1 pseudogene is annotated in these 17,051 nt (G+C 71.6%); it reads right to left on the bottom strand.

Annotated features, from left to right (window positions below):
* Positions 1-118: 118 nt before the first annotated feature.
* Positions 119-16,925, bottom strand: a pseudogene (locus BTZ20_RS22525) (amino acid adenylation domain-containing protein).
* Positions 16,926-17,051: the final 126 nt, after the last annotated feature.

The raw sequence follows: 17,051 nt of genomic DNA on the forward strand, positions 1-17,051 counted from the left end.
TCCTCGCCGGTTCGGCCGGCGGCAGTGCTGCTTGTTGCTGACATAGCTCGGGGTCCAACATTCGGGCCGCGCTGAATAGTAGCGCAGCCTACCCTAATTCGGGTGGCGGGGCGGGTCATCACCCGATCACCCCGATCCGGCGATCCGCGTCGGCGCACGCGGCGCCGAGCACGGCCAGCAGTCGGTCCGCCAGCGCGGACGCGACGGCGGGCTCGAGCACGTCCGCCCGGTAGCCGAGGTAGGCGTGCACGGGGCCCTCCCCCACCGGCTCGTAGAAGCTCAGCGTCAGGTCCGACACCGGCTCCCCACCGGGACCGGCAGCAGCCCTCCGAAGACCCCGTCCACCTCGCCGAGGCGCGCCTGTTCGTGGTGCACCACCATCACCTGAGGCCGCAGCGCATCACCGCCGAGATCGGTTGCCACGTCGTCGAATCCGACATCCTGATGCTCGAGCGCGGACAGGTTGCTCTCCCGGACCCGGGCGAGCAACTCCGCGAAGGTCGGTTCACCCGAGGTGTCCGTCCGCAGCACCACCGTGTTGAAGAAGCAACCGATCAACCCGGCCAGCGCCTCCTCGGTCCTGCCTGCGACCAGGGCCCCGATCGGGAGGTCTTCGCCCACACCGGCCTCGGTGAGCGCAACGGCCAGTGCCGACTGCAACACCATGAACATCGAGGTGCCGGTCCGGCGGGCCAGCGCGTCGATCTCACGATGCAGTGACTCGTCGATCGGCAGCGGCACCACGTCGCCGCGGCGGGGACCGCCCGGCCGCTCGCCGGGCATGGCCAGGGCCTCAGGGACGCCGGACAGCCGATCCCGCCAGTACGCGAGTTGCCTTGCGTGCCTGCTCGACTCGTCGGTGGGATCGCCGAGCACCTGCCGCGACCACAGCTCGTAGTCGCCGTAGGTCACCGGCAGCTGCGGCAGCTCGGGCGCATGTCCCGCCTGCCGCGCCAGGTAGCCGGCGAGCAGTTCCCCGAGCAACGGCACCACGGACCACTCGTCGACGGCCAGGTAGTGCATCACCAGTAGCAGGGCCTGGCGACCCGACGAGTCCTCCACGAGCTGCACCCGCAGCGGTGCCTCCTCGGTGAGATCCATCGGCTGCTGGGCCAGCTCGAAGACCCGCGCGTGCAGATCGCCGTCGCCGACGTCGACAAGCCCGACCTGCGGACGCACCGCCTCCTGGCCGAACACCTCGTCGTCGCGCTCGAAGAACACCGTGCGCAGCGGCTCGTGCCGCGAGACCACGTCGTCGAGCGCCAACGCCAGCGACTCGGCGTCGAGTCGACGCTCCGGGTAGAGCGAGAGGGCGTGGCTGGCGGTCGGCGACTCCCGGTACATCCGCCACTGCCTGCGCTGCGGCGGAGACAGTGGCGCGGCGCCGTCGCGGGGCGCACCCGCGAGCAGGGCCGGCCTGCCCTCACCGTTGTCCACCTCGGTCAGCTCGGCGAGCTCCGCGACCGTCGGTGCGTCGAACACCTCCCGAATGCTCAGCTGGGCACCCAGTTCCGTGCGCACCCGGCCGACCAGTTGCATCGAGGCCATCGAGTGACCGCCGAGGTCGAAGAAGTTGTCGTGCACACCGACCGAGGGCAGGTGCAGGATCTCCGCGAACAGGTCCGCGATCACCCGCTCCCTCGGCGTCCGCGGCGCGACGTCGCCGGTCAGCTCCGACCAGTCCGGCGCGGGCAGCGCCTTGCGGTCCAGCTTGCCGTTCGGCGTGAGCGGCAGCGGCCCGTCCAGCACGATGACCACGCTCGGCACCATGTAGTCCGGAAGCGACGACGCCACGTGGGCGCGCACCGCGGCCGGATCGACCACCGCACCCTCATGCGGCACCACGTACCCGATCAGCCGGGCGATCGACCCGTCCCGGTCGGTGACCACCGCGGACTGGTTGACGCCCGGGCTGTCCGCCAGCGCCGCGATGATCTCGCCGAGCTCGATGCGGAAGCCCCGGATCTTCACCTGGTCGTCGACCCTGCCGAGGAAGTCGATGTTGCCCTCCGCCCGCCAGCGCGCCAGGTCACCGGTGCGGTACATCCGGCCGGGGCCGAACGGGTTGGCGACGAAACGCCCCGCCGTCAGCGCCGGCTTGCCGAGGTAGCCGCGGGCCAGCCCGCGGCCGGCGATGTACAACTCGCCCGCGACGCCGACCGGAACCGGTCGCAGTCGCGCGTCGAGGATGAACGCCTGCTCGTTGGGGTCCGGGATGCCGATCGGCACGGCCTGGTTCCAGCCCGGCTGCGCCTGCCACAGGGTGTTGTTCACGGTTGCCTCGGTGAGGCCGTAGGCGGCCAGCAGGTTCAGCCGCTCCGCCCACCGCCCGATCAGGTCCGGCGGCACGGTCTCGGTGCCGACCAGGACCGTGCAGCCCGCGGGCACCAGGGCACCCGGCGGCAGCGCGGCCATCAGCGACGGCGGGATGATCGCGTGCGTGACCTCGTGCTCGTGCATGAAATCGGTGAGCTCCGGGCCAGCGACCCGAGAGCGGTCCGGCACGATCACCAGGCGCGACCCGGTGCACAGCGCCATCGACAGCTCGAACACCGCGACGTCGAACCCGACCGAGGCGAACTGCAGCACGGTCGATCCCGGGATCAGCCGCATCCGGTCCTCGGCGGTGGCGACCAGGCTGGAGATGCCCTCGTGCGAGACCACCACGCCCTTCGGCCTGCCGGTGGACCCGGAGGTGTAGATGACGTAGGCGGCGTGGTCGATGCCCGCGGGCACCACGGCCTGCGGCCTCGATGCCGCGGCCAGTTCGGCGACCACATCCGGCCCGTCGAGCAGGACCCGGCGCAGGCCCGGCACCTCCTCGATCCGCGCGGACTCCGTGGCGGTGCTCAGCAGCACCCCCGCGTTCGAGTCGACCAGCATGTACGAGATCCGGTCGGCGGGGTGGCTGAGGTCGAGCGGTAGGTAGGCCGCACCCAGCTTGAGGACGGCCAGCACCGAGGCGACCATGTCCACCGAGCGCGGCACGGCAAGGCCCACCACCGATTCCGCGCCGACGCCGCGGCAGGCGAGCACCGCGGCGATCCGGTCGGACCGCTCGTCGAGCTCGGCATACGTGACGCTGTGGTGCTCGTCGAGCGCGGCAACCGCGTCCGGCGTTGCCGCGACCCAGCGCGCGAACGAGGCGTCGAGGGTCTCCTCCGGCACCTCCCGGCGGGTGTCGTTGAAGTCCACCAGCACCAGGTCCCGCTCGCCGGGCAGGAACACGTCGACCGCGCCGATCGGCGTCGACGGCTCCTGCGCGACGGCGTCGAGGAGCGCCAGCTGACGGTGCGCGATCGCGTCGGCGGTGGACCGGTCGAACAGGTCCGCGCCGTACTCCAGGCGCAGCGAGATCTTGCCGTCGCCGGGATCCGAACCCGCTGCCGCGGGCAGGAACTCGGTGAAGTTGAACACCAGGTCGAACTTGGCGGTCCGCTCCTGCAGCGGTACTGGCTCCAGTGTCAGCCCGCCCAGCTCGGTGATGTCGGCGGCCCGGCTGTGGTAGCCGACCATCACCTGGAACAGCGGGTTCCTGGCCAGCGTGCGGGCCGGGTTCAGGCGCTCGACAACGGATTCGAACGGGACGTCGGCGTGAGTGAACGCCGCGAGGTCGAGCTCACGGACCCGGCCGAGCAGCTCGCCGAACGTCGGGTTGCCGCTCACGTCGGTGCGCAGCACCAGCGTGTTGACGAAGAACCCGACCAGCTCGTCGAGGCCCTGTTCGGTGCGGCCCGCGATGGGCGCACCGAGCGGCAGGTCCTCGCCTGCGCCGATGCGGTGCAGCAGCGCCGCGGCGGCGGCGTGCAGCACCATGAACATGCTCGCTCCGCTGTCGGCGGCCAGCACCCGCAGCGCCGCGGTGGTGCGCGGGTCCAGGTCCAGTTCGATCGCCCCGCCCGCGAAACTCGGTCGCGCGGGCCTGGCCCGATCGGTGGGCAGCGTCAGCTCCTCCGGCGCACCCGACAGCGTCCGCTCCCAGTACGAGAGCTGCTCGCTCAGTACCGAATCCGGGTCCGTTGGGTCGCCGAGCAACTCGCGCTGCCAGAGCGTGTAGTCCGCGTACTGCACGGCCAGCGGCTCCCACTGCGGAGCCTGCCCGTGCGCCCGGGAGGCGTAGGCGAGCATCAGGTCACGCAGGAACGGCCGGTCCGACCACTCGTCGGTGGCGATGTGGTGCAGCACCAGCGCGAGGATGTGATCGTTCGCGGCCAGCCGGATCACGGTGCCGCGCACCGGGATCTCACGGGTCAGGTCGAAGGGCCGCAGCACGGCGCCGCGGACCAGGCCCGCGATCTCGGTCTCCGTGCCGTCCACCACCGTCAGCTCCGGGGTCGCCTCGTCGAGGATCCGCTGCACGGGCAGTCCGTCGACCTCGCCGAACACGGTGCGCAGCGACTCGTGCCTGGCGACCACGTCCGCGAGTGCGGTCGCGAACAGTTCGGCGTCGAGCTCGCCCTTGAGGCGCAACACGATCGGGAAGTTGTACGCGGCCGAGTCCCCCTCGATCTGCTGGATCAGCCAGAGCCGCTGCTGCGCGGAGGACATCGGCAGGTGCTCCGGCCGGACCACGGGCGCCAGTACCGGGCGCACAGCCTGCCCCCGCGCGCGGACCCGCTCCGCCAGTTCCGCCACGGTGGGCGCCTCGAAGATGTCCCGCATGGTCAGCTCGGTCGACAGCGCCGACCGGGCCCGGCTGATCAGCCTGGTCGCCAGCAACGAGTGGCCGCCGAGGTCGAAGAAGCTGTCCTCGACGCCGAGTGCGCTGACGTCGAGCACCTCACCGAACAGCTCGCACAGCGCCTGCTCGATGTGGTCGGCGGGCGGACGTGAGCCCGAACCGACCGCGTCCGGCACCGGCGGCAGCGCCCGCACGTCGAGCTTGCCGTTCACCGTCATCGGCAAGGTCTCGGTGGGCACGAAGGCCGCCGGAATCATGTAGTCCGGCAACGAGGCGCGGAGCGCCTGTGAGTACTTCTGGCCCTCCTGCGGGCCGAAACCACTCACGGGCCCGGAGGGCACCACGTAGGCGACCAGCCGCTTGACGCCGCCGGGGCCTGGCGCCGCGATGACGGCGCACTGCCGCACCCCGTCGAGGCCGGCGAGGACCGATTCGATCTCGCCCAGCTCGACGCGGTGACCGCGGATCTTCACCTGGTCGTCGGTGCGGCCGAGGAAGTCGATGTTGCCGTCTCCGCCGCGCCGCACCAGGTCGCCGGTGCGGTACATCCGGCCGCCCGCAGCGAACGGGTCGGCCACGAAGCGCTCGGCGGTCAGGCCGAAGCGGTCCAGGTAGCCGCGGGCCAGGCCGATGCCCGCGATGTACAGCTCGCCTGCCACCCCGTCCGCGACGGGACGCAGCCACGAGTCGAGGATGTGGGCCCTGGTGTTCCAGATCGGCTTCCCGACAGTGGGCGTCGCGGAGTCCGCGGTGCCGCCGCCGAGCGTGTTGATCGTGTACTCGGTGGGGCCGTACAGGTTGTAGCCGAACGTCCCCTCCGTGTCCCGCAGCCTGCTCCACACCGAATCCGGCACCGCCTCGCCGCCGAGCAGCACCAGCGGCGGCCGGTGCTCGGCAGGACCGTCGCCGAGCAGGCCCTCCTCGAACAGGTGCTGCGCGTAGGTCGGAGTCACGTTGACGACGTCGATGGCGTGCGCGTTGCAGTACGCGACAAGGGCCTCCGCGTCGCGGCGCAGGTTCTCGTCGCAGATGTGCACCTCGTGTCCCTCGACGAGCCAGAGCAGCTCCTCCCAGGACATGTCGAAGGCGAACGACACCGTGTGCGCGATCCGGAGGCGTCGGCCGCCGGTCATGGAAATCGTCGGGTCGAAGATCTCCGCGCGGTGGTTGAACTGCATGTTGGTCAGGCCGCGGTAGCCGGTGACCACGCCCTTCGGCTTGCCGGTCGAGCCGGAGGTGTAGATGACGTACGCCGGGTGGTCCAGCCGCCCGGGAGTACCGGGAGCGAAGCCGCCCAGCTCGGCATCGGTCAACGGTCCGGTGCCGTGGCCGGGTGCCTCGCCCCCCTCGAGGACGATCGCCTCACCCTCGAAACCGGCGAGGGTCTCGCGGACCGCGGCGGTGGTCACGAGGGCCACCGGGCGCGCATCCTGGAGCATCCCGACCAGTCGCTCCGCCGGGTGGTCCAGCTCGAGCGGCAGGTACGCCGACCCGGTGCGCAGCACCGCGAACAGCGCGACCACCATCTCGATCGACCGCGGCAGGCCAAGCGCCACAATCCGTTCCGGGCCGGCGCCGTGTGCCAGCAGCAGCCGGGCCATCGCGTTGATCCGGCCGTCGAGGTCCCCGTAGGTCACCGACTCCGAACCGAAGACCAGCGCGACCTCGTCCGGGGTACGCGCGGCCGCCTCCGCGAACAGGTCCGCGATGGTGGATTCGGGCAGCTCCCGCTCGGCCCAGCGGGACGCCATCGCCGCGCGCTCGCCGGGTAGCGACAGGTCCAGCGACCCGACCGGCGCGGACACGTCGTCGGCGAACAGTTCGAGCAGCCCGACGAACCGCGCCAGCATCGACTCGACGGTCGCCTCGGCCACCGCCTCGGGGCGGAACTCGAACTTGATCTTCACCCGGTTGCCGGGTGTCACCACCACGGTCAGCGGGTAGTGGGTGTGGTCGACGCTGTCGCCGCCGCTGATGTCGTGGGCGCTGTTGAGAGCCGACACCTGGTTCTCGTCGACGAAGTTCTGCAGCACGTAGAGCACGTCGAAGAGCTGGCGGTGATCGGACTCGCGTCCGATGGTGGCCAGTCCGAGATAGTCGTGCGGCATCAGGCCGAGACGCTCGGACTGGCTGCGCCGCAACAGGTCCTCCACCCGCTCCGCCGGACGCAGCGTGGTGCGGACAGGGACCGTGTTGAGGAACAGTCCGGCCACCGTGTCGAGGCCCTCGACCTCGGGGGGCCTGCCGGCAACGGTGATGCCGAACACGACGTCGTCACGACCGGTCGCCGCACCGAGCACCAGCGCCAGCGCGCCGCTGAGGACGGCGTTGAAGGTGACCCCGCTCGCCGATGCCCTGGCCCGCAGTCGCTCGCTGAGCTCCGCCGTGAGCACGGTGTCGCGACGGCCGGGCAACGCGGGCGCCCCGGCCACGGCCGACCCCAGCAGCGTCGGCTCCTCGAGACCGGCCAGGGCGCGCCGCCACTCCGCCTTCCCCGACTCGCTGTCGCGGTCGCGCAGCCAGCCCAGGTAGTCGTCGAAACCGCCCGTCGCGGTGGGGAACCCGCTGTCGTCACCCGCGGACTCGTAGAGCGCCAGCAGCTGACTGACGACGATGCCGTTCGACCAGCCGTCCCAGAGCAGGAACTGCCGGTTGACCACCAGGCGGTCGCGGTCGTCGTCGAGACGGATCACCATCGCCCGCCACAGCGGCGGCGCCGCAAGGTCGAACGGGGCGAGCCGGTCGGTGGCCATCAGCTCGGCGGCATGGGCGTCGCGCTCGGACTCCGCCAGCTCGCGCAGGTCGAACAGGGCGATCGGGACGTCGAGGTCGGCGGTGATGAACTGCACCGGCGTGGTGAGGCCGTCGCTGAGGAATCCCGCACGCAGCGTCGGGTTCCGGCGCTGCAGGGTGCGCAGCGCCGCGGCCAGCCGCTCGACGTCGAGGCGATGCTCGAAGTCCAGCGAGAACTGAGCGGTGTAGATGTCGGCGCCCTCGTCGAAGGTCGCCTGGAAGTACAGGCCCTCCTGCAGCGGGGACAGCGGCCACACCGCGTCGACCCCGGCGGGGCTGCGCTCGGCGATCAGGTCCAGCTCGTCCTGGGTCAGCGCCACCAGCGGCGCGTCGGATGGCGTCAGGACGCCGGGCCCGTCGTGGCGCGAGGCGGTCTCGACGAGCTCGCGCACCGCCTGGGCCCAGCCCTGACTCAGCGCCTCACCGTCGGATTCGGTCAGCCCCAGGTCGGAGCGGCCGAACACCGCGGTCAGTACGGGGCCCTCGGCGGTGTCCTCGCAGATCGCGTTGACGATCAGCTGGTAGGGGCCGCCCATGTCGGCATCGGGATCGGTTGACAGCGCATCGGTCTCGGGCGCCGGGGCCCACGGGACCGCGATGCCGAGATCGGCCGACGGCATCCGGCCCAGGTAGTTGAACAGGACCTGCGACTCCGCGCGGGCGGCGAGCAGGCCGGCGGTGCGGGCGTTCGAGTACCGCAGCATGCCGAAGCCGATGCCGCCGTCGGGCGCGTCCCGCAGCCGCTCCTTCACGTCCTTGAGCACGTCCAGCGGTCGCTCGCCCGCCCGCAGTCGGACCGGACTGATGCTGGTGAACCAGCCGACGGTACGGGACAGGTCAACACCCGACGTCAGCTCCTCGCGGCCGTGTCGCTCCAGGTCGACCAGCAGGTCCGAGGCGGCGCGGCCGGTGTCACGGTGCCAGCGGCTCACGGCGATCCGCAGCGCGCTGAGCAGCACGTCGGTCACGTCGGCATTCGCCAGCGCGGGCACTGTCGTCAGCGCGGCAGCGGTCTCGTCCACGGACAGCGAAACCCGGTGCTGGGAGCCGGTTCCGATGGTCGCGTGACCGCTGACCTCCGGCACCAGCGCCGCTCCTGGTGCCGTGACGGCGGTCCAGTGGGACAGCTCGGCGAGACGCTCGGCGCCCTGGGCCTGCTCGGCGACGATCCGGCCGAACCCACGCAACGAGGTGCCGACGGGGTCGAGCGCCGCATCCTGACCGGATGCCGACGCCACGTTCGCCATCGCGAGGTCCTCGAGCAGGATCCGCCAGGACACCCCGTCCACCACGAGGTGGTGCGCGACCATCAACAGGCGGCCGATGGTCTCCGGTCCTGCGTCGAACCACACCGCCTGCACCATCACGCCCGACTCGGGGTCGAGACGCTCGGTCGCCGCCTCGGAGTGCTCGGTGACGATGTCGCGCAGGGACTCCGGATCCCGGACGTCGACGGTGGTGAAGAGGGCCTCGGCGCTCACCGAACCGGGTTCGGTGGTCACCGTCGACCACACGCCTGGCGCGTGCCGGGTCAGGCGGGCACGCAGGCCGTCGTGGTGATCGAGCAGTGCCTGCAGCGCCGCCATCAGGCCGCGCGCGTCGGCGCCCGCCGGGGTGTGCAGCAGCACGGCCTGGTTGAAACGGTCGGTGCCGCCGGACCATTCGGAGAGCCGGTGCACGACCGGCAGCGGGATGACCTCGCCGATGCCGTCGGCCACGGGTGCGTCGGGCGTGGCGGCCTCAGCGACCGGGTCCGCCTCGCCGACCAACCGCGCGATCGCGGCCGGGGTGCGCTGCTCGAAGATCTGGCGAGGGGTGAGCGTGACACCGTCGCGGCGGGCCAGGTTCACCAGCCGGATCGCCAGGATGCTGTCGCCGCCGAGGGTGAAGAAGTCGTCGCCCGGTCCCACCCGGTCCAGGCCGAGCACCTCGGCGAACTGGGCGGCGATGCGCCCCTCGGTGCCCGTGCTCGAGGCGGGTGCCGACACCGCGGCGGAGAAGTCCGGCGCGGGCAGTGCCTTGCGGTCCAGCTTGCCGCTCGGGCTCAGCGGCAAGGCATCGAGCTCCACGAAGGCGCTGGGCACCATATGCGCTGGCAAAAAGACCGCCAGCGCCTGTGCGTACTTCTGGTCCCCCTGGACACCGGAAGTACGCACGGGCCCGGAGGGCACCACGTAGGCGACCAGACGCTGCTGGCCGGGGCGGTCCTCGCGCACCAGGACGGCGGCCTGGGCCACCGACGGATCGGCCAGCAGCGCGGCCTCGACCTCGCCGAGCTCGATCCGGAAGCCGCGCAGCTTCACCTGGTCGTCGGCGCGGCCGACGTAGTCCAGTTCGCCGTCGACTGACCGCACCAGGTCACCGGTCCGGTACATCCGGGTGCCTGCGACGAACGGGTCGGCCACGAACCGGTCCGCGGTCAGCGCGGCGCGGCCCAGGTAGCCGCGGGCCAGCTGCGGCCCGGACAGGTACAGCTCACCCTCGGTGCCCGGCGGCACCGGGTTCAGGTACTGATCGAGCACGTACAGGCGGGTGTTCGCGACCGGCGCGCCGATCGGCACGCTGAGCGCCGCCGACGAAACCTCCTGCGCCCCGAAGAAGTAGCTCACCTCGACCGCGGCCTCGGTGGGTCCGTAGAGGTTGTCCAGCCGCACACCCGGCAGCACCTCGGCGAAGCGCCGGGCCGACGCGGCGGACAGCGCCTCACCCGAGCAGCCGACCACCCGCAGCTCGGTGCAGGCGGTGGCGCCCGGCTCGGCCAGGAACAGGTCCAGCATGGACGGCACGAAATGCGCACGGCTGATGCCGCGTTCGGCGATCAGGCCGGCGAGGTACGCCGGATCCTTGTGCCCTCCGGGACGGGCCAACACCACGGTGGCCCCGGCGATCAACGGCCCGAAGAACTCCGGCACCGAGACGTCGAAGCTCGACGGCGTCTTCTGCAGCACCCGCTCCCCGACCGCAAGCGGGTGCTCGGACTGCATCCAGAGCAGCCGGTTGACGATGGCCTCGTGCGGCACCAGCACGCCCTTGGGCCTGCCGGTCGAACCCGAGGTGTAGATGACGTACGCGGGATTGCCTGCCGTGGCCCTGGCGACCGTCGGCAACACACCCGAATCCCCCAGCGGCTCGGACAGATCCACCGTCAGCACCGGCAGCACGGTGTCGAACGGTCCGCCGTCGGTGAGCACGCACACGGGCTCGGCGTCGGCCAGCATGTACGACAACCGGTCGGCCGGGTAGTCGAGGTCGAGCGGCAGGTACGCGCCGCCCGCCTTGCCGATCGCCAGCAGCGCGACCACCAGTTCGAGCGAACGTCCGAGCGCGACGCCGACGAGCGACTCCGGTCCCACCCCGCGGTCGACGAGGTCTCGCGCCAGCCGGTTCGCCCGCGCATGCAGTTCGGCATAGGTCAGCGACCGTCCCTCGAACTCGACGGCGACCGCCTCCGGGGTCCGGGCGGCCTGCTCGTCGAGCAGGTCGGTGAGGGTGCGGTCCTCGGCGGATCCGAGGGACGCGGCCCAGCTCGCCTCCAGCTCGTCCCGCTCGGCCGCGGTCACCAGCGCCAGTGCGGAAATCGGCTGGTCGCCGTCGCGCACCAGCTCGCCGAGGAAGGACACCATGCCATCGGCCAACCGGTTCGCCGTTGCCGAGTCGACCACCGCGGCCTGGTATTTGACCTCGAGCCGCAGCTCGTCGCCGGGCGCGACGATCAGCGTCACCGGGTACGGCGGGTTCTCCTCGAAGGTGATGCCGGTGATCTCCAGCCGACCGGTGGGGTCGGCGACGGCGCCCTCGCCGATCGGGTAGTTCTCGAACACCACCAAGGTGTCGAAGAGCTCCTGCAGACCGGTCAGCCTGCGCAGCTCGCTCAGGCCGATGTACTGGTGCTCGAGCAGCCTCGACTGCTCGTCCTGCCAACGCGTCAGCGCCTCCGCGGCGAATTCCTCGGCGCGGTACCGCAATCGAGCGGGCACCGTGTTGATGAACAACCCGACCATCGTCTCGATACCGCGCAGGTCGCCGCCGCGTCCGGACACCGTCGAGCCGAACAGCACGTCGCGGCGCTTGGTGAGCCGGCCCAGCAGCAGGCCCCATGCGCCGTGCACCAGGGTGCTCAGCGTCAATCCGCGGGCGCGACCGAACGCGATGAGGTCCGCCGTCTGCGCCGCCGACAGGTTGACCTTGACCTCGCGGACGCCGACCTCGGTGCCGCGTTCGGCCTTGCTGAGCCCGGTCGGCTCGTCGACACCGTCGAGCGCGGCGCGCCACACCTCGATCGATGCCTCCCGATCACGGGAGCCCAACCAGCCCAGGTAGTTCCGGTACGGCTCCGGGGCGGGCAGCGCCACCGGTGCCGAACCCGCGGGCGCGTACAGCGCCATCAGCTCGCGCAGCATCACCGGCACCGACCAGCCGTCGGCGACGATGTGGTGGATCGACTGCAGCAACAGGTGCTCATCCGGTCCGACGAGCACCAGCACGTACCGCAGCAGGGGCGCCTGCTCGAGGTCGAACCCGCGCACCCGCTCGTCGGCGAGGATCTGCCGGACCCGGGACGAGACCTCGTCGGCACCCAGCCCACGCAGGTCCACCGCATCCATCGGGACCCGGGCCTCGCCGGAGACCACCTGCACCACGCGGCCGTCGGACACCGCCCGCAGCCCGGTGCGCAGCGCCGCGTGCCGGTCCACGACCGTCTGCAGCGCGGTGTGCAGCGCCTGCGGGTCCACCGGACCGGTCAGCTCGATTATCTGCTGCACCACATAGGGATCGGAGTGCTCGGTCTCGAACGCGCTGTGGAAATAGATGCCCTCCTGCAGCGGGGTCATCGGCAGCACGTCGACCAGGTCGGCGGCCGCGACCTCGAGCTGGTCCACGTCCGCCTGGCCCAGCCGCGCGTGCGGGAAGTCCGAGGGGTGTGGCCGCCGAACGGGGCGCTCGCCGCGAGCACACGCAGCACCGCGGTCCAGGCCTCGGACAGGGCGGCGATCCGAGCCGCGGGGAACAACCCCGGCGCCCAGGTGATGGTGGTGCGCAGGGTCGGCCCATCGGGCCCGTCCTCCGCGATCGCGTTGAACTCGATGGCGTGGCCCATCGGCGCATCGGGGTCGTTGGCGCCGTCCATCGCGATCGGCAGCCAGTCCGCGCCCTGGGACGCGGAAACCCTGCCCAGGTAGTTGAACAGCACCTGCGGGGTGACGCCGCCTGCCAGCTCGGCGCCCGAGGGGCTCAGGTATCGCAGCGCGCCGTAGCCGATGCCGTTGCCGGGCACCGCCCGCAGCTGCTCCTTGACCGTCTTCACCGCCGCGCCGAGCACGGCCGGGTCGAGGCCGTCCGCGAGCGCACCCGCGTCGATCCGGACCGGGTACAGGCTGGTGAACCAGCCGACCGTGCAGCCCAGGTCGACCGGCCTGCCCGCGGCGTCCTCCTCGCGGCCGTGGCCCTCGAGGTCGATGACCACCTGGCTGTCATATGAACCAGCGCCGGAACCGGCCCCACCGCGCCAGTTCGCCAGCACGGCGGCGAGTCCGGTGAGCAGCACGTCGCCGACCTGACCGCCGAACGCGGCGGGCACGGCCCCGAGCAGCGGCCCTGTGAACTCGGGCGCCAGACTCACGGTGATCGACTCGGCTGCGCCGCAACGGTCGAGCGCCGGGTCGAGCGCGCGGGAGCCGAGCGTGGGGTCCGGCGTCCGCGACACCGAGAGCCAGTGGTCGAGTTCGCCGTCGAACGCACCGGATTCGGCCCGCTCCGACAGCAGCTGGGACCACCGGCGCAGCGAGGTGCCCACCGGGGCCAGGTCGACGGGAATGCCCGCCGTCGCCGCCGATCCCGCCCTGGCCAGGTCCTCGAGCAGGATCCGCCAGGACACGCCGTCCACCACCAGGTGGTGCACCACCAGCAACAGCCGGCCCGGGCGGTCCGCCCCGCCGTCGAACCAGACCGCCGCCACCATCACGCCCGCGTCGGGGTCGAGTCGCGCTGCGGCGTCGATTGTTTCGCGTGAAACCACGGCGTCCAGCTCGGCCGCGGACAGGCGCTCCGCGTCGACCACGCGCAGGTCCGTCGCGGCCGCGGCCTCGGGCACCGACAGCGCCCAGCGCTCACCGCGGACCAGCGCGGCGCGCAGCGCATCGTGGCGCTCGATCACCGCGGCCAGCGCCGCGCGCGCCGCGTCCGCGTGGAACCCGATCGGCGTCTGCACGAGCACCGACTGGTGGAACCGGGCGATGGCCTCGCCGGATTCGCTGGTGTGCGCGATGATCGGCGTCGCGGGGACCTCGCCGAGGGGCTCGTCGAGCCGGTCAACCAACGCCTCCGCGCGGCCCTCGATCTCGCGGGCGAGGGCCTCCGCGGTGCGCAACTGGAAGACCTCGCGGGCACTGAAGCTCATGCCGGCACCGCGAGCGTGGTTCACCAGCTGGATGGCGACGATGCTGTCACCGCCGAGCGCGAAGAAGTCGTCGGTGACGCCGACACTGTCGACGCCGAGCACCCCGGCGATGATGGCGCACAGCTGCCGCTCGCGCTCGGTGCGCGGAGCCAGCCCTGGCAGCGCGGCGCGCAGGTCCGGTTCCGGTAGCGCCCGCCGGTCCAGCTTGCCGTTCGCGGTCAACGGGAACTGGTCGAGGACCAGCACGGCGGTGGGCACCATGTACTCGGGCAGCTTGGCCGCCGCCCAGGCCCGCACCTCGTCGGACGTCAGCGCCGGGTGGTCCGCATGCGAGACCACGTAGCCCGCAAGGTACTTGGATCCGTTGTTCTCGCGCACCAGCACCGCGCAGTCACGAACGCCCGGGTGCGACGCGAGGGCGGCCTCGACGTCCTCGAGCTCGAGGCGCATGCCGCGGATCTTGACCTGGTTGTCGGCGCGACCGATGAAGTCGAGGCTGCCGTCCTCCGCCCACCGCGCGAGGTCGCCGGTGCGGTAGAGCCGGGACCCGTCCTCGGCGAAGGGATTGGCGATGAACCGGGAGGCCGTCAGGGCGGCGGCGCCGACGTAGCCGCGGCCGAGCAGGTAGCCGCCTGCATACAGTTCGCCGCCGACTCCTGGCGGCACCGGCCGCAGCTGCGAATCCAGCACGTACAGCTGGGTGTTGGGGTTCGGCCTTCCGATCGAGGACGCGATCCGCTCGGCCCGGTCGCGGTAGATCACATGGGAGACACCGATGGTCGCCTCGGCGGGGCCGTAGCCGTGGTAGAGGGTGGTGCTGAGCCTGCGCCGGAAGCGGTCGAACAGTTCCGGGGTGAGCACCTCGCCGCCGCACCAGACGTGCCGGAGGCCGTCGAGCGAACGACCGCCCTCGGCCAGGTCCAGCAGCACGCTGAGCATCGAGGAGACCAGGTACACGAAGGTGACCCGCTCGCGTTCGATGAGATCGAGCAGGTAATGCGGGTCGCGCTCGCCGCCCGCCTCGGCGACCACCAGCCGGCCACCTGAGACCAGCGGCAGCAGGATCTCGTTGACCGAGATGTCAAAGGAGAGCGGCGCCTTGAACAGTGAGGCATCGTCGACACCGAACCCGAGCACCTCCTCGACCTGCCACTGCAACCGGGCACAGATCGCCTCGTGGCGGATCATCGCGCCCTTGGGCCTGCCGGTGGAACCGGAGGTGAAGATGACGTAGGCCAGCGACCTGCCCTCGATCTCGGTGCCGAGAGGATCCGCAGACTGCCCCGCGTGCGCCCAGTCGGCCAGGTCCACTGCGACCGCGGCGTCCGGTGAGGCCTGCACCCCGCCCGGTCCGGTGAGCACCAGTCGAGCGCCCGCGTCGGCGAGCACCTGGTCGCGGCGGTCCTGCGGCCAGGCCGGGTCGAGGGGCACGAAGGCGCCGCCCGCGGCCATCACCGCGAGCAGTCCCACGACCATCTCGGCCGAGCGCGGAACACCGACCGCGACAACTTCTTCCGGCGCAAGTCCACGCTCGGCCAGGTGTCGGGCGAGCTGGTTCACCCGCGCCCCGAGGTCCCGGTAGCTGAGCCGGACGTCGCCCGCGATCAGCGCTTCCCGGTCGGGGGTCGCCGCGACCTGAGCGGCGAACAGTTCGGGCACGGTGTGGCTGGGCTGCGGCCGGGCGGTGTCGTTGAAGTCCACCAGCACCTGGCGCCGCTGCGCATCCGACAGCACGTCGAACCGCGAGACCGGGGCCTCGGGCGCGGCCGCGAGCTGGCCGAGGAATTCGGTGAACTGCACACGGTGCCGCTCGAGTTCGTCCTCGAGGCCCGCACCGACGCGCAGGTCGATCCTGATCGACTGGCCCTCCTGGCCGCCCTGCACGGTGAAGTCCAACTCGCCGATCGCGCCGGTGACCATGTTCTGCGCGGACGCCGGGCTGCCGCCGAAGGTCATGGGATGCTCGAACATCACGATGTTCACGCCGGGGCCGAACACGCGCCGGGACGGGTCGAGCGCACGCATCTCCCTGGCGAGGTCCTCACCGCGGTAGCGGCCGTGCCGGAGCAGCCCGACCAGCCCCTTGTCGATGTGTGCCGCCAGTGCCGCCAGCGTGCTGTCGCCGTCCACCCGCAGTCGCATCGGCAGGATGGTCGAGGCCATCGACGGCAGGCTCCGCAGCGCCCGCCCGGTGCGGCCGGTTAGCGGCACCGACAGCATCAGGTCGGTCTGCCCGCTGACTCGGTGCAGATAGGCGGCGATCATCGCGAACGGGATCCGGGTGCGCCGGATGTCCTGGGCGTCGGCGAACCGGAACAGCCCGGCAACGGTCTCCGGGTCGAGTTCGACGGTCGCCTTGATCGGCGGCGCGGTGGGGTCCGGCGAAGGCGGCAGCAGCACAGGGGGTTCGGGGGCGTCGGCCAGCGACTCGAGCCAGTGTTCACGATCCGCCGCGTACCGCCCTGACTCGCGGTACTCGACATCCGCGTCGATCGCGGTCTGCAGCGACCAGTCCTGCTCGTCGAACAGCAGCTCCGGGTGTTCCTGCCTGCCGACGACCTCGGCGACCAGCAGCACGATGCCGTACCCGTCGATGATGCTGTGGTGGTACCGCTGGTGCCACCAGGTGAGCTCGTCGTCGATCCGCAGGATCGCCTGGGTGAACAGCGGCTCGTCGCTCTCGAGCTCGGCGACGGTCTGCATGTCGTTCTCGACCCACGCGCGCGCGGCGGCGAGGGGATCCGGCCGGCCGCGCAGATCGACGATCCGCAGGGTCCACCCCTCCGGATCGAGCCGCTGCTGCCGCAGCACCTCGTCCGCCCCGACCGCGAACCGCACGTGCAGCGCCTCGGCGCGCCGGATGGTCATGTACACGGACTCGACCGCGCGGGCGATGTCGAGCGGTCCGTTCACCTCGACGGTGAGGGCGATGTTGTAGGCCGGGCTGGCTGGGGTGAGCTGCTGCGCGACCCACACCTCGGACTGGGCGGCGGTGACGGGAAGCCACTGGCCGGTGGCGTGCGGGAGAGCCGTCGAGTCCGAGGGAGAAGACATACAGGTCCGATCTTCGTCGCGCGGCGCCGGTCGTCGCCGTGATTTCGGACCTTAGGATAGGCTATCTACCCTTAGGGTAGACAAACTACCCGGTCCTCGCAGGGTTTCTCGGTTCGGGGCTTGACC

The sequence above is a fragment of the Rhodococcus sp. MTM3W5.2 genome (assembly GCF_001984015.1).
Taxonomy (GTDB): domain Bacteria; phylum Actinomycetota; class Actinomycetes; order Mycobacteriales; family Mycobacteriaceae; genus Rhodococcus_G; species Rhodococcus_G oryzae.